This window comes from Thermodesulfatator indicus DSM 15286 (assembly GCF_000217795.1).
GTDB lineage: Bacteria > Desulfobacterota > Thermodesulfobacteria > Thermodesulfobacteriales > Thermodesulfatatoraceae > Thermodesulfatator > Thermodesulfatator indicus.
In genome coordinates, this window is record NC_015681.1 from 259,297 (window position 1) to 275,087 (window position 15,791).

Annotated in this window: 10 protein-coding genes; 4 read left to right on the plus strand and 6 right to left on the minus strand. The window is 43.1% G+C overall.

Going from position 1 to position 15,791, the window contains the following annotated elements:
- Nucleotides 1-102 precede the first annotated feature (102 nt).
- Complete coding sequence (locus THEIN_RS01270) at nucleotides 103-1,242, minus strand: ABC transporter substrate-binding protein (RefSeq protein WP_013906881.1); 1,140 nt, start codon at nucleotides 1,240-1,242, stop codon at nucleotides 103-105.
- 78 nt (nucleotides 1,243-1,320) lie between these two features.
- On the opposite strand from THEIN_RS01270, the gene THEIN_RS01275 reads away from it, so the two are divergent.
- From THEIN_RS01275 to THEIN_RS01290, 4 genes are all read left to right on the plus strand, one after another.
- Nucleotides 1,321-1,782, plus strand: a complete 462-nt coding sequence (locus tag THEIN_RS01275) for a hypothetical protein (RefSeq protein WP_013906882.1) — start codon at nucleotides 1,321-1,323, stop codon at nucleotides 1,780-1,782.
- A gap of 266 nt (nucleotides 1,783-2,048) precedes the next feature.
- A complete protein-coding gene (locus tag THEIN_RS01280; RefSeq protein WP_013906883.1) occupies nucleotides 2,049-3,131 on the plus strand; it encodes a 3-isopropylmalate dehydrogenase in 1,083 nt (360 codons plus the stop codon).
- Entirely contained in the window at nucleotides 3,131-4,438 is a 1,308-nt protein-coding gene (gene thiC, locus THEIN_RS01285; RefSeq protein ID WP_013906884.1) for a phosphomethylpyrimidine synthase ThiC, read from the plus strand. The genes THEIN_RS01280 and thiC overlap by 1 nt, the downstream gene beginning before the upstream one ends.
- Before the next feature lie 10 nt (nucleotides 4,439-4,448).
- Nucleotides 4,449-6,065, plus strand: coding sequence for an SWIM zinc finger family protein (locus tag THEIN_RS01290; RefSeq protein ID WP_013906885.1), 1,617 nt, complete (start codon nucleotides 4,449-4,451; stop codon nucleotides 6,063-6,065).
- 9 nt (nucleotides 6,066-6,074) lie between these two features.
- On the opposite strand, the gene THEIN_RS01295 is transcribed toward THEIN_RS01290, so the two are convergent.
- Genes THEIN_RS01295 through THEIN_RS11460 form a run of 5 tightly spaced genes read right to left on the minus strand, consistent with a single transcriptional unit; the run spans nucleotide 6,075 to nucleotide 15,663 of the window.
- Nucleotides 6,075-7,610, minus strand: a complete 1,536-nt coding sequence (locus THEIN_RS01295; RefSeq protein WP_013906886.1) for an ATP-binding protein — start codon at nucleotides 7,608-7,610, stop codon at nucleotides 6,075-6,077.
- A 14-nt stretch (nucleotides 7,611-7,624) separates the two neighbouring features.
- A complete protein-coding gene (carB, locus tag THEIN_RS01300; RefSeq protein WP_013906887.1) occupies nucleotides 7,625-10,882 on the minus strand; it encodes a carbamoyl-phosphate synthase large subunit in 3,258 nt (1,085 codons plus the stop codon).
- Nucleotides 10,883-10,890: 8 nt separating this feature from the next.
- Entirely contained in the window at nucleotides 10,891-12,777 is a 1,887-nt protein-coding gene (locus THEIN_RS01305) for a SurA N-terminal domain-containing protein (RefSeq protein ID WP_013906888.1), read from the minus strand.
- A 47-nt stretch (nucleotides 12,778-12,824) separates the two neighbouring features.
- Nucleotides 12,825-13,784, minus strand: coding sequence for a glycoside hydrolase family 3 N-terminal domain-containing protein (locus tag THEIN_RS01310; protein ID WP_013906889.1), 960 nt, complete (start codon nucleotides 13,782-13,784; stop codon nucleotides 12,825-12,827).
- Nucleotides 13,768-15,663, minus strand: a complete 1,896-nt coding sequence (locus THEIN_RS11460; protein WP_013906890.1) for a PAS domain-containing hybrid sensor histidine kinase/response regulator — start codon at nucleotides 15,661-15,663, stop codon at nucleotides 13,768-13,770. The genes THEIN_RS01310 and THEIN_RS11460 overlap by 17 nt, the downstream gene beginning before the upstream one ends.
- Nucleotides 15,664-15,791 lie beyond the last annotated feature (128 nt).

Consider the following 15,791-nt stretch of genomic DNA (forward strand, 5'->3'; position numbering starts at 1 on the left):
CTAAAAACGGAAGTGACTTTATTACGAGGATCTAAAATTAGCAACCCTTCGTGGCAGAAGTCATAAAAGAAAAAGGGGGAGCTTGTCCCCCTTTTTTACAATCTATTTCATGAGCTGCCAGTCGCCGTTTTGAATACGAATGAGAACAAAAGCGGTTTTTTCATCAAGGCCATTATGGTCGGTGAGAGACATATTGAAAACTCCATGGATCCCTACAATACCTCTGGTATTTTCGAGGGCCTCACGAATTTTTGCTCGATCAGCTCCGGCCTTTTCAAGGGCAGCTTTCAAAAGCAAGAAGGCGTCATAGGCGTGCCCACCAAAAGCCGAAGGCTCTTTGCCGAAACGGGCCTTGTACTTGGCAATGTAGTCCAAAAGAAGCTTTTTCTGCGGGTCATCATCGGGAAGCTGATCAGCCACGAGAATCTTTCCGGCCGGAAGAATGATCCCTTCAGCGGCATCACCGGCTAGCTCTATAAATTTTTTAGAGGCCACCCCATGGCTCATAAAAAGCTGCTGTTTCATACCGAGCTGCTTCATGTTTTTGGCTACAATAGCAGGCCCGGGGTTGGTTCCCCAGCAGATAACAGCATCGGGGTTTTTAGCCCTTATACGGGTAAGTTGTGGAGTCATGTCTGAATCTTTAGGACCGTAAAGCTCATCAGCTACGATTTCAATCCCGTAATTTTTGGCAAGGGACTTGAGCTCTTCCCTTCCACTTTGTCCGAAACCATTTGAAACCGTAATAATAGCCACTTTTTTAAGGCCATTTGCCTGGCAATATTCATAAATTTTTTTAACGGCCAGACGATCACTTTGGGCCGTCTTAAAAACCCAGGGCTTTACCGGTTCTACTATTTTTATACCTGCCGCACAGGAAATAAGCGGAACTTTATAGCGCTCAACAAAAGGAATTACAGCCAGGGTGGTACCTGTCCGGCTGGGACCAATTATGGCGAGAACTTTATCCTGAACTATGAGCTTGGTAACTTTTTTAACCGTGTTGGTCTCTTCGCCTTCGGTATCATAAACCACTAATTTTACAGGATGGCCATTAATTCCACCGGCTTTGTTTATTTCATCTACAAGCATAACCAGGGTATTACGTTCAGGTTCTCCAATAAAAGAAGTAGGCCCTGTAATAGAAAAGAGGGCTCCTATTTTGTAGGGCTTTGCTGCCCAAACGCTGGTGCTAGCCATCAAGAAAAAAGCTAAAACCACTGCTACCATAAACTTTTTCATACGCTCCTCCCTCAATTTTGTGGATTAAATTTTGGACATAATAGCCAAAATTTTTTATTTTTTCAAAAAGAAACAGCGATGATTAAAATTTTTGTTCATCCTCATAGAATAGCTATTGGCGAGCTTGGCCATTTCAGGACTAAGGAAGAACTTATCTGCTGGCTAGCAGCTTATAAGGACAAACTTCCGAGCGCTAGCGAGATTATTAAACCCAAGTTTTATTTATTTCTAAATTTTGATGACGTAAGAAGCGAACAAGAGGCTATTAATTTTGGCCTCACGCCTTTTGACGAACTTATGGCCGAGCTTGCTGCTGAAACCTTGTTAGAAGCTTTAAGGGCTGGCTGCCAAAAGTTTATTTTTTCATGCGACGCCGGGGTTAGCCGTTCAGCTGGTATGGCCGAAGGGTTCGGCCTCTTTCTTCAAAAACTAGGCAAACCTTTTCAAATGGTTTCCTCCCGTCAAACCAGCCCAAATTTGCTGGTCAAAGAAAAGCTCTTTGAGAGCCTCAAAAAACTTTATTTTGGCGTGGCCACATAGGCTATTGTAAAACCACAGGAGCTTTTATAAAAACACCTATCGGTCTTTTATTTTCAGTCACGGCCAGCCCTTCCCTGTCACTGCGCGCCATAGCCACAATTGTCTCTGCTAGGAGCCGTTCCCATCCCGTCACTGCGAGCCCGTAAGGGCGAAAACTTGAGCGAAAATACAAAATTAACGCCAATAATATCTTCCATTTAAAACCTTGAAGAATTTTTCTAATGTTACTAAAAAAGACTATTCAAGATAAAAGGAGGAGGAGTGTTATGGCTGAAGAAAAAGTTTATAAAATTGCGGTAATCCCTGGTGACGGAACCGGCCCAGAGGTTATTCGCGAGGGAGTTAAAGTCCTTGATGCCGCCGCTGAAAGATTTGGCTTCAAACTTTCCTACAATTATTTTGACTGGGGTGGTGAACGCTACCTCAAAACCGGTGAAACCATTCCTGAAGGGGGAATTGACGAGCTTCGCAAGCACAACGCCATTTATTTAGGCGCCATCGGCCATCCTGATGTTACCCCAGGTATCCTTGAAAAGGAAATACTTCTGCGTATCCGCTTTGAGCTTGACCAGTATATCAACCTTCGTCCAGTAAAATTATATCCTGGAGTGTGGACTCCGATAAAAGATAAAGGCCCTGAAGATATAGATTTCGTAGTAGTGCGTGAAAACACCGAAGGATTTTATGCTGGAGGTGGAGGTTTTTTGCGTAAAGGTACCCCCCACGAAATAGCTGTTCAAGAATCCATCAATACCCGTTACGGCATAGAGCGCTGTATTCGCTATGCCTTTGAGTATTGCCGCAAACGCAACAAAAAGAAAACTTTGACCATGGTAGGAAAAACCAACGTTCTTACTTACGCCTGGAATTTATGGGAAAGAACGTTTCACGAAGTAGCCAAAGATTACCCAGACATAAAAACTGACTACGCCCACGTGGATGCCACCTGCATGTGGTTTGTTAAAAACCCCGAGTGGTTTGATGTCATTGTCACTGACAACATGTTTGGTGACATCATCACCGACCTTGGCGCCATGATCCAGGGTGGAATGGGCATTGCCGCCGGTGGTAATATTAACCCTGAAGGTGTTTCCATGTTTGAACCCATTGGCGGTTCAGCTCCAAAATACACTGGTAAGAATGTAATTAATCCTTTAGCCGCCATTTGCGCCGGTATGATGATGCTTGAACACCTTGGCGAAGAAGAAGCTGCCCGCGCTATAGAAAACGCTGTTATCAAAGTCTGCCGTGACCACTTAAAGAGCCTTTCCGCTGGCAAAATGGGATACTCTACCACTGAAGTAGGCGATCTGGTCGCCAATTATACTAAAGAAGGAGTAGAGCTTTAATGACCGAGCTAGAATTGGCCAGAGCCGGGCAAATAAGCCCGGCCGTAAAAGATATAGCTTCAGCCGAAGGTATTGACCCTGAACTTTTACGCCAAAAAGTGGCCACCGGTGAAGTGATCATCATCAAGGCCCGCCAGAGCGGTAAAGCCGTTGGCGTGGGAAGCATTTTAAGAACTAAAGTTAACGCCTCCATAGGCACTTCAAGTCTTGTATGTGACCTTGAATTTGAAAAAAGAAAGGCCCTTCTGGCTGAAAAAGCCGGCGCTGACACCCTGATGGAGCTTTCTGCCGCTGGCGATATGGATAAAATCCGCCGCGAAATCATAAACACTGTATCACTGCCAGTAGGAAATGTTCCTCTTTATCAGGCCTTTTGCGAAACCATTCGCCATTATCAAGACCCGGCCAAATTAGACCCGGAATACCTGTTTGACTTAATTGAAAAACAATGCGCCGACGGCATTGCCTTTATGGCCATTCACTGTGGTATAAACCTTTTCACCATGGAGCGCCTGGAAAAACAGGGCTATCGCTACGGTGGCCTGGTCTCAAAAGGCGGAAGTCTTATGGCCCAGTGGATGGTCAAAAATAAGCGCGAAAACCCCCTTTACGAACAGTTTGACCGTCTTATTAGCATTTTAAAAAAGTACGACACGGTACTTTCTTTGGGAAATGGTCTGAGAGCCGGTGCCATTCATGATTCTCTTGACCGGGCACAGATAGCCGAGCTCCTAATAAATTGCGAACTTGCAGAGCTAGCCCGCGATGCCGGTTGCCAGGTAATGGTAGAAGGCCCTGGACACGTGCCTCTAGATGAAATTGAGACTTCGGTGCTACTTGCCAAAAAGATGTCTGGCGGCGCCCCTTATTATATGCTTGGGCCGCTTCCTTCAGACGTGGGCGCTCCTTTTGATCACATAACTGCGGCCATTGGGGCGGCTATTTCCGCCAAAGCCGGAGCAGACCTTATTTGTTATGTTACGCCAGCGGAACACTTATCTCTTCCCAATGAAGAAGATGTAGTTATCGGGGTTAAAGCGGCAAGACTTGCGGTTCATGTTGGAGATGTCGTCAAAAGGAGAGGAATTGCTGATCTTAAAGATAAACAAGCAAGTAAAGACCGCCGTGACCTTAAATGGAATAAGGTTTTTGAAAGCTTGCTTTTTCCAGAAGACGCCAAGCGCCTTGTAGAAGAAAGAAAGTCAGTGCAAACCAGGCGCTGCTCTATGTGTGGTGACCTTTGCGCCTTGGAGCAGGCGGAAGTAGTTTTTAAGGATTACCTGAAAAAAGACAAATTAAATGACTAAAGTGAGCTAAATGAATTATAAAGAATGGCTTGATTTAATTCCTGAGCAGATAGTAAAACGCGGCGAAAAGTTAAAAGATCACATCACAGACCTTATTCTAAAAGAAGACAAAATACTGGCGCAGGTCAAAGGAAATTATCAGCCTTATTACCGGGTGGAAGTCAAGTTTAAAGAAGAAGAGATAGAGAGCTGGGAGTGTGATTGCCCCTATGACGGCGAGGTCTGTAAGCACGTGGTGGCGGCAGTTCTTAAAGCCTTTGAACCTGAGTCTAAAAAGGGCACAAAAAGGAAGGGCAAAATAGAAAGCGCCCTTGAGATAGTTGAAAAGCTCTCCGAAGACGAACTCAGATCTTTACTGAAAGAGCTAGCCTATGAGGATATGGCGGTAAGGAATATGCTTCTGGCTCGCTTTCCGCACTATGTCTCCTCAGGGCCATTTAGCCTTGAGTCAATCTATCGTGACATCGTAAACAAACTTATCCAGGGCTACAAAAAACAGGGCTTTATCGGCTACTACGAATGTATGGACCTGGCGAGAAATCTATCCGACTTGTTACGCACCGGTGAAAACTTCGTTCAGCAAGGAAAGCTTGAGCCAGCTTTTAGCATCGCTAAGGCGGTTTTACAGGGCTTGACGAGAGCCATGAACAGCATGGATGACTCATACGGCTCAACCGGCGTGGTTTTAGCTGAAGCATTTGGACTGCTGGTTAATATTTACCGGGCAGGGAAGGAAGATGTCTTTGACTTCCTTTTAGGAGAAATCAAAAAGAAGGCCTATCGGGATTTTGACCTTCACTATGACATCGCCGAGGCCCTGGTTGAAATGGCAGACTCTCCTAAAAAGGCGAAAAAAATTCTAAAACTTATTGAAAAGCTTAAATACGGACACGAACTTAAAGCCACACTGCTGGCGAAATTCTTCCCTGAAGAATACGAAAAGTTCGTTTGGGACGAAAAAAACATTTTAAAAGTCTGGGAGCTACACCTCGAAAAATTACAAGAAGAAAACAGACTGGATGAAGCTTTGCGCTACTTAGACCATGTGCTTTCACACCATGAGCTTTCTACTTACCGCAAGCTAGATGTGCTTGAGATTAAAGCCGAGATTCTTGAAGCCCTTGGTCGGTTAAAAGAAGCGCTTGTCCTTTACCGCAAGCTTTTTGATAACACCCTGGAAAGCCGTTTTCTCCCGAAAATAAAAGAGTTTGCCTCGGATGAAGAATGGGCCGAAGTTAGCCAGCTTGCCAGAGAAAAATTAAAAGGCCTAGAATTTTTAGAGTTTCTCTTGGAAGAAAAAGATTTTGAAGCGGCACTTGAGCTTTTAAAAAGTGGAAAGGTTACGCCCTCTGATGCTTATTCTCTTAAAGACTTATTTGAACTTAGCCAGGAATTTCCCGAAAACTTGCGAAAAGAGGCCTTTTTAACGGTACTTTCTTCATCTTTGTCCGTTATAAAAGAGGCCTCCTCCCGCGACAAATACCGGGCTTACTTAAAAGCCTTAAAGCCCTATCTAAAAACTGAATACAAAGAGCAGGTAAAGAATTTTATTCTCAAGCTTAAAAAGCTTTTCCCTCAACGCCGCGCCCTCCACGACGAAATAGACAAAGTTTTGAAGAAGGTGTGAGGAAAATTTTTATACTTTCTCCCACTCAAAGCCAACGATGTTACGTTCCCTATAGCTAAATTCAACACCTATGAGGTAAATCTCTTCACACCGGGCGGCATATTTTTCGTGGTAGTGCCGGGTTTTAAGTTGCTCTAACGCCCTGCCCTTTCCTTCAAACTCCACCACTTTGAATTCAAATAAATAGCAGCGGCCGTTAAACTTGACGGCCATGTCAAGACGGCCGTGGCTGGTAGCGTCCTCTACCTTTACCTCCAGCCCTAAGGCGGCAAAGTAAGCGTAAAAAATACTGGCGTAAAAACCCTCATAACGGTGAAGCTCCGTTTTACGGTACCAGTCGTGCGGTATGGAGGCAAAAAAGGCCTGAAAGGCCTCCCTGAGGCCTTCAAGGTCGTTTTTCTCAAGCGCCTCATAAACACGGTCTAGGTTTTTCTCCTTTTCAATGAGGTCAATGAAGGTATTCAAAAGATAATTATTAAAGCTTACTTTGACTTCAAGATTAGGCCAGCCTAGACAGTATTTAAGCATTACCCTCCGCTTTTTTACTTCTTTTATGGTGAGATAGCCTGTCTGAAAAAGAAGGCTCTCGGGATAAATTCTATCCACATCAAAGCTTTCAATAATTTCATCACCGAGCTCAAAGTTTTCAAAAGTTGGCACACAAAGACGCTTTTCAAGAATGAGTTTTATGAGAAAACTCGGCGTGCCGGTCTCAAACCAGTAAGGCCGAAAGATCTTTTCCCGCAGGAAAAGCAAAATGTCAAACGGGTTGTAAACAGGCTCGCCAAGCCAGGAGTAGCCGTTATACCAGCGGCGGACTTCGTCCAGGTCAACGCCTTCAAGGCGGTCGGCAAAAACAGTTTCAAATTCCTTTTGTGTATAGCCGCAAATGGTGGCAAATGCCGGCGAGATGGTTATGTCTTCAAGGTTGTTAAGACCAGAGAAAAGAGAGACCTTGCTAAATTTGGTAACACCGGTGATGAAGACGAATTTAAGATACGGGTCAGCGTCTTTTAAGACTGAGTAAAAATTTTTAAGTTCCTCACGTATTTCAATGGCTATTTCTATTTTGTCTATGTTGTCAAGAATGGGTTTGTCGTATTCGTCAATTAGAACTACTACCTTCTGGCCGTATTTTTTATAAAGTTTTTTTATTAGTTCAAAAAAACGCCTGTTTGGTATCTCTTCCGTTAAAGTAATTTGTTCTTCTTCGTAATGTTCCCGCAATATTGATTCAAAAGTTTTAAGAAGAATCTCTTTTTCTCTGATTACACCGCTTCCGAATGAAATGTAAATAACCGGGTATTTTACCGACCAGTCCCAGTTATTCTCTAAATAAAGGGAGTGGAAAAGTTCTCTTCTACCGAGAAAGGCCTGGCGCAAGGTGTCCAGGAAAAGAGATTTTCCAAAACGCCGCGGACGAGAAAGAAAAAAATATTTTCCTTCGTCAACGAGCTTCTTTACAAAAGATGTTTTATCTACGTAGTAATAATTTTCCGTGCGTATCTCGACAAAACTTTGAATCCCTACCGGAAGTTTCTTCATAAATTAAATTATACCTACTTCCTAGCGTAAAAGCACTCGGGCAGGTGGCGGTAGTAATCCTGGAGCGCCCTTACCTCAAGGCGCGACTCTTTTAAGCGCCTTATGGCCTCAACCATGGCCTTGGCACAGGAAAGCGTGGTAGCGTAAGGTACATCTAGTTCCATGGCGTAACGCCTGATAAGGTAGGCATCCTCCCGGCTTTCTTTGCCGTAAGCCGTGTTAATCACCAGGGCAAATTCGCCATTTTTTAACTTATCAAGGGCATTGGGGCGGACTTTTTCAGAAATCTTAGGAATTACCTCTACCTCAAGGCCGGCTTCCCTTAATACCGCCGCCGTACCCCGTGTAGCCACGATTTTAAAACCGAGTTCCGCGAGAGCCTTGGCAATAGGCACTACCAGCGGCTGATCAGGGTCTTTTACGGAAATAAAAACCGTTCCTTCAAGGGGAAGGTTCATACCGGCCGCCAGTTGAGCCTTGGCATAAGCCATACCAAAATCAAAGTCTATACCCATAACCTCACCGGTTGACTTCATCTCCGGGCCAAGCATTACGTCAACCCCGGGGAAACGCCTGAAAGGAAACACCGCTTCTTTAACCGAAATGTGTTTGGGTTCAATCTCTTTAGTAAAACCGATTTCTTTTAGGCTTTTACCCATCATCACCCAGGTGGCCAGACGCGCCAGCGGCACCCCGATGGCCTTGGAAACAAAAGGAATGGTCCGCGAGGCCCGTGGATTTACCTCTAACACAAAAAGCTCGTTATCTTTTATGGCGAACTGAATATTCATAAGCCCGATGACATTAAGCTCTCTGGCCAGGGCTTTAGTGGCGGCCTTAATATCTTCAAGGATATTTCGCGGAATAGAAATAGGCGGAAGTACACAGGCCGAGTCTCCAGAATGAATACCTGCTTCTTCAATGTGTTCCATGATACCGCCTACCACTGTAATTTCGCCATCAGAAATGGCGTCAACATCCACCTCAATGGCGTGCTCTAAAAACTTGTCTATCAAAACCGGATGTTCCGGATTTACTTTAGCAGCGGTGGCCATGTAATTTTTGAGGCTTTCTTCGTCCCAGACGATTTGCATGGCGCGGCCACCAAGCACATAAGAGGGCCTAACCAGCACGGGATAGCCGATTTTTCTGGCAATCTCAACGGCCTCTTCAATGGTAAACGCTGTGCCGGCCGGTGGTTTTTTAAGACCAAGCTTATCAAGCAACTCTGTAAAACGCTCACGATCTTCTGCCCGGTCAATGCTATCAGGTGAAGTACCAAGGATTTTTACTCCGGCCTTCTCTAACGGCACCGCGAGATTAAGAGGGGTTTGCCCGCCAAACTGGACTATCACTCCCTCAGAATTCTCCTGCTCGTAAATATGAAGCACGTCTTCAAGGGTAAGGGGTTCAAAGTAAAGACGGTCAGAGGTGTCGTAGTCTGTTGAGACGGTCTCAGGGTTTGAGTTAACCATGATGGATTCAATTCCGAGTTCGCGCAAGCCAAAAGAGGCGTGCACGCAGCAGTAATCAAACTCAATGCCCTGGCCGATACGGTTAGGCCCACCGCCAAGGATCATAACTTTTTGCTTTTTAGAGGTACGGGCTTCGTTCTCCACTTCGTAACTTGAGTAATAATAAGGGGTATAGGCCTCAAACTCAGCAGCACAAGTATCAACCAGCTTGTAAACCGGCCTGATACCGACCTCTTTACGGCGTTTAGCCACTTCTTCTTCGGTTTTTCCGGTGAGAAAGGCAATCTGTTTATCGGAAAAGCCAAAACGCTTTACTTCAAATATTTTTTCCGGCTCAAAAAGACTGTCGCCCGCTTCTTTGACTTCGTCTTCTTTTTCGATTATGGCCCGCATCTGCTCAAGAAACCAGGGGTCGATGTGGGTGAGTTCGTAAATTTCCTGAGTGGAAAAACCGGCCTTATAAGCTTCTCTTATGTAGAAAATACGCTCACTGTTAGGAATTCTAAGTTTTTCAACGATAAGTTTATGAGGGACAGTTTCGCCGCGGTCCGAAGGGGATTTACCATCAGCCCCAAGGCCAGCCCGGCCTATTTCCAGGCCGCGAATGGCCTTTTGCAAGGCCTCTTTGAAAGTGCGGCCAATGGCCATGGTCTCACCAACGGACTTCATGGAAGTAGTAAGTTCGTCAGGGGTCTCGGGAAATTTTTCAAAGGTAAACCGCGGGAACTTAACCACCACGTAGTCAATGGTGGGCTCAAAAGAGGCCATGGTCTCCCGGGTTATGTCATTAGGGATCTCATCAAGGGTGTAACCAATGGCCAGTTTGGCCGCTATCTTGGCTATAGGAAAGCCCGTGGCTTTACTGGCCAGCGCTGAGGAGCGAGAAACCCTGGGGTTCATTTCAATGACGACCATATCTCCGTTTTCAGGGTTAATGGCGAACTGGACGTTTGAACCTCCAGTCTCAACGCCTATCTCTCGCATTATAGCGATGGCGGCGTTTCGCATCCGTTGGTATTCGCGGTCGGTAAGGGTTTGTGAAGGAGCCACGGTGATAGAATCGCCGGTGTGCACGCCCATGGGGTCAAAGTTTTCGATGGTGCAGATGATAACCACGTTGTCATTTTTATCGCGCATCACCTCAAGTTCGTATTCTTTCCAGCCAAGAACGCTTTCTTCTATCATCACTTGATGGATAAGCGAAAGCTCAAGGCCGCGGGTGGCAATTTCTTCTAGTTCTTCCCGGTTATAGGCCACGCCACCACCGGTGCCTCCCAGAGTAAAGGCCGGCCTAACGATGACGGGATAGCCTATTTTTTCGGCCGCGCGCAAAGCATCTTTTACGGTGGTAACAATTTCGCTGCGAGGTACTTTAAGGCCTATGTTTTTCATGGCCTCGCGAAAGGCCTCCCGGTCTTCGGCCTTGCGAATCACTTCGGCCGAAGCGGCAATCATCTCTACGCCGTATTTTTCAAGCACGCCGCGGCGAGCCACTTCAAAGGCGGTGTTAAGGGCCGTCTGCCCGCCAAGGGTGGGGAGAAGGGCATCTGGCCGCTCTTCTTTTATGATTTCTGCCACCACTTCAGGGGTAATGGGTTCAACATAAGTGCGGTGGGCGGTTTCTGGATCAGTCATAATAGTGGCTGGGTTTGAATTGACGAGGACTATCTCGTAACCCTCTTCTTTTAGGGCTTTACAGGCCTGGGTGCCGGAATAGTCAAACTCACAGGCCTGACCGATAACTATCGGGCCTGAGCCGATTATCAAAATCTTTTTAATGTCTTCCCTTTTGGGCATAAATCCTCCTAAATTTTGGGAAGTTCATGGTAAAGTTTTATCTCCGCCTTTTCACGCAGGTTTTTATACCAATCATTAAAGGCCTCTTCTCGCTTTTGTCTGGTAAGCAAATCTTGCAAAAGTTTTTTCTCTTCCTCAAACTTTGTCATATCCGCTGGTTTTATTTCCAGAAGTTTTACCAGATAAATGGCATCGCCTGTGAGAACCGGAGTGTCCAGCCATTGACCGGGATTGGCGAGGGTCTTGGCCTCCCTAAGCACTTGTGGTGGAACACCCAGTATTTCAGTATCTTCACGTGTAAAGAATTCACTCTCTTTAAAGGTAAGGCCGTATTTTTTAAAGACCTTTTGATAATTACCTTTCTTGGCTTCTTCTAAAATATGTTTGGCCTTTTCCGCACATAACTCCTGGGCCTTTTCATGTTTTAGATCACGAACTACTTTGTCTTTAATCTTTTCTAAAGGCGGAATTCTTGGTGGTTCTTTCTTAGTCAGTTTAAAAATTAAAATACCTTCTGGCACTTCCATTATAGGCCCAAGTTCCCCTTCGCTAAGCTTAAGAGCGGCAGAAATAACATCATTCGTAATATGGTTATCTGGAGGCGGAGAATCAGGGCTAAAAAGAGGAGTAGTAACTAGCGTTTTATTCTCTTTTTGAGCCCAAGGTTTTAAACCTCCCACCAAAACTATTTTGTCGTAAATCTTTTCGGCCCTATCCCAGGCGTAAGACTTTAACTTTGTTTCAATTAATTTTTTCCGAATCTCTTCTTTAACTTCCTCAAAAGATTTAGTTTTAGCAGGCTTAATCTTTTCTATAAGAAAGATGTGATAACCAGACGGAGTTCGTAAAGGGCCTATAATCTCTCCTTCTTTGGCCGTAAAAATTACTTCTCTAAGATTTTGGGAAATTTCGTTAGCTTTAACCCATCCTAACTCTCCACCTTTATCTTTAGTATGAGGATCATCAGAATATTTAGCCGCGACTTTAGCAAAATCTTTAGGGGCTTTAATTTTAGCTCTGATTTCTTGAGCACGTTTTAAAAAGTCTTCTTCACTTTCTCCTTTCTTCCTAGCTATAAAAATGTGTCTAAGTTTACGTTCTTCAGGAAGAGTATATTCTTTTTTATGGGCTTCGTAATAATTTTTTAAATCTTTATCAGTAATTTTTATTTCTTTTTCTAAACTTTTAAAAGGTAAAAAGTAATAAGTTAAAGCTATTTTAAGTTTTGTTTTATATCTTTCCTTGTTAGCTTCATAGTAAGACTTTATTTCTTTTTCATTTATTTTTACTTCTTTTTCACAGGTAGATATAGGCAGTTTTGCCCAAAGTATTTTTAGTTTTTCATTTTGAAAAATATACCATTCTTTAGTTTCCTCTGAAGTAGCAACAATTGGTGTTAGTAAGAGACTCTTAATTTTAGCTTCTATAAATTCAGATTTTATCAAGTCTTCGAATTCTTTAGGTGTAAGACGCAATTCCCGCAATACTAGCTGATATTTCCGTGGATCAAAGCGACCGTTTGTTTGGAAGGTGGGAATCTGTGAAATAGCAATTTGTAGTTCTTTGGTGGTTACGGTGATACCCATTTCTTTAGCTACTTGGAACATCAGTTTACGTCGCACAAGATCTTCAAACACCTGGGCAGGCAACTGCAACTTTTTTAAAAGCTCATCATTTAACTGGGGGCCAAAAAGACTGCGTAACTGGTTGAGCCGCTGGTTATAAAGGACTTGAAACTCTGTAAAGGTTATAGGTTGGCCATTTACTTCAGCCAAAATGTTTTTTTGGCCGGTACGAAACGTTCCTACTCCCCAAAAAATAAAAACGATAATAATAGCTCCCAAGATAATTTTTACCAGCCAAGAACCTGCACGCTGTCTAAAAAAATCGAGCATATTTTCCTCCCCTAATCTCCAGCTTAAAAGGCTTTAACATTTAACCTCTAACTAGGCAAGAACGAGTTTAAAACCTTGTTTTGCCGCCCCAAAGACTCGGCAATTAATTCTTTTAACGAATAGCTATGTTCTGCCTCTTTAATAAAATTTTCAATAACTATAACTGATTGCCAAAAATCCTCACAAAGGAGTAATAAGTCATGTCCAGAAATAAAAGCCCTAAGAACCCTTTCTTCAAAAGAAGAGATAGCCGCTCCTTTCATGTAAAGATCATCTGTTAAAACAAGCCCGCGAAAATCTAACTCTCTGCGTAACATATTTATTATTTTTGGAGAAAAAGTGGCCGGCTTATCATCAATGTTTTTGACGACCAAATGAGTAGTCATCACCGCGGGCACGCCAGCTTCGAAGGCTTTAACAAAAGGATAAAGATCATCTTTAGTAACTTCTGGTTTTTCAGGAAGACTGTGGTGGGGATCAAGATCAACACCTCCCAAGCCGGGAAAATGTTTGGCACAACAAAGAAGACCTTCTTCAATAAAAGTTTTTATGTAAATAGTTCCGAGTTCAGCCACAAGGGAGCTTTCTTTGTCAAAAGAGCGTTCGCGAATAAAAGAAGGGGCTTTATCATCAGCCAGATCGAGCACCGGAGCAAGATTGAAATTAAAGCCCAGTTCCTTTAGATTTTGAGCACAAAGTTTAGCGGTGTTTCTCACCTCCTCGGCAGGTTTTTCTCTCTGGGCTAGCGCATATAGAGAAGGCAATTGCGGAAAAAGCGGAGGCAAAAGCCTTACTACAGGCCCGCCTTCTTGGTCAACAGCCCTTAAACCCAGGCCTGTTTTTTCATTAAGTTTTGTCAAAAGACTTTCTATTTGCTCTTTAGAAACAAGATTCCGTTTAAAAAAAATAAAATGGGAAAGCTTTAAAGCTTTGATGGCTTCCAGTTCTTCGGCACTCAGAGAATCTCCTTCAAGGCCAACGATAAAAAGTTTACCTATTTTTTGCATTTTTAGTGGATTTTGTCGGCAGAAGTTTATCAATCACAGCAAAAAGTTCATCAAAAGTAAAAGGTTTTTTTAGAAAAGCGTCAAACTCCTTAACTTTTTGGGCTTCAAGGGAATAACCACTCATAAGAATTGTTTTTGTTTTGGGGGTATAAGACTTGATAAAAGGAAGAACTTCTTTAGCTCCCATGCCCCCAGGAATAGTCAAATCAAGGATGGCCAAGTCAAAATTTTGAGCCTTTATTTTTTGGATAACCTCTTGGGCGTCTTTGGCTTCTTCCACCTGAAAGCCACTCATTTCAAGGACTTCTTTTAGTGTTTCCCTGATAACTTCTTCGTCGTCAAAAATGAGTACTCGTCCTTTACCTTTAAAAATTTCTTTCTGGACCAGATTATACGAAGTAGGTTTTTCTTCTTTTGAGGCTGGAAGATAAATTTTAAAAGTGGCCCCTTTCCCTTTTTGAGAAGTTACTTCGATATGCCCCCCATGTTTTTTAATGATAGAATGGCAAATAGCTAACCCCAGGCCGCTTCCGTCTTTTTTAGTAGTGAAATAAGGATCAAAAATTTTGGAGAGATGTTTTTTAGGAATCCCCATTCCTTCGTCTCTGAAAATAATCTCTACATAATCTCCCGGTTTTAAAGGCCCTTTAGGCTCCTTAAGTTTTAAATTGCTGGCCTTAATCCAGAGCCTTCCACCTGAAGGCATGGCCTGTTTGGCGTTTATGACAATGTTGCTCACCACCTGACCGAATTGAACAGTATCGATATTAACCAGAAATAAATCATCGGGAATAGAGATCTCCCAGCTGACATTTGAACCCCGCAAACAGAAAGAAACCGTATCTTCAATCATTTCTTTGATAGAAGCTACTCGTTTTATTGGAGAGCCACCTTCAGCAAAATTCAAAAGTTGCTTGGTAAGCCCCTGGGCCCTAAAACACACACTTTCCATTTGTTTAAAGAGCTTTTCCTCTTTCTCAGTAAGGTGCTTTTTCAAACGCAGGCGCAAAAGGGAAATGTTTCCCAAAATGGCTGTCAGAATATTATTAAAATCATGGGCAATACCGCCAGCCAGAAGAGAAATTGATTCAAGCTTAGAAATTCTGAGTATTTCTTGCTGGGCCCGTTTTTGCTGAGTGATATCCATAAGGATATGTAAGGCGTGCTGGCTTCCGTCAGGATATATCAAAGGGGTAGCCACTACGTAATACCATTTGTCCTCCTCAGGAATATGAATATCTTTTTTAACTGAACGCCCTTCTAAAACTTCTTTGAGACTACACCAAGGACAGGGTTCTTTTAAACCAAATATTTCTTCGTAGCATAGTTCCCCAGAAACAGGATGGCCTATTTGCTTTTCCAATTTTTTGTTAACAAAAGCTAGGCGAAAATCTGGGGTAACTGTATAAAGAAGACCATCAAAGGCCTGTAAAATGGCCTTATATTCACTTAAAGTATCTGCCAGATTTCGTGAATAATTTTTGATTTCTGTAATATCAATAGTGGTAGCAATACAATAGATTTGGTTATCTTTTTCAAAAGTGGCCACTGAAACTTCAAACCACTTTTCCTGACCTTCAGAAGTTAAGATTTTTATCTCGTATTGAGGAGGAGTTTTTTCTCCTCTAAGTCTTGCAAGTGTTCTTTCTTTAACTGTTTCCCGATAATCTGGATGCACTAGCTCCCAGACTTTTTTGTTTTTAAGTTCAGAAAGTTTCCAGCCGGTTATTTTTTCAAAGGCGGGATTCACATAAATGAATTCTTCGCGATACAGATAAATACCCACACTTGCTGATTCTAAAAAAACACGTAGTACTTCTATTGCTTCGTGGGTATCAAATAATTGAGAAATTTCGCTCAAACTTTTACAATTTGACATCTAGGTCTAAACTATAACTTAAAATCTATACTATTAAACTGAAATTTTATTAGATAAGTTTGAGATTTCTGTAAAACCTTTAAAAAATTGGCTTTGATATGTTACTTTGCCGATAGCTCATCAAGATT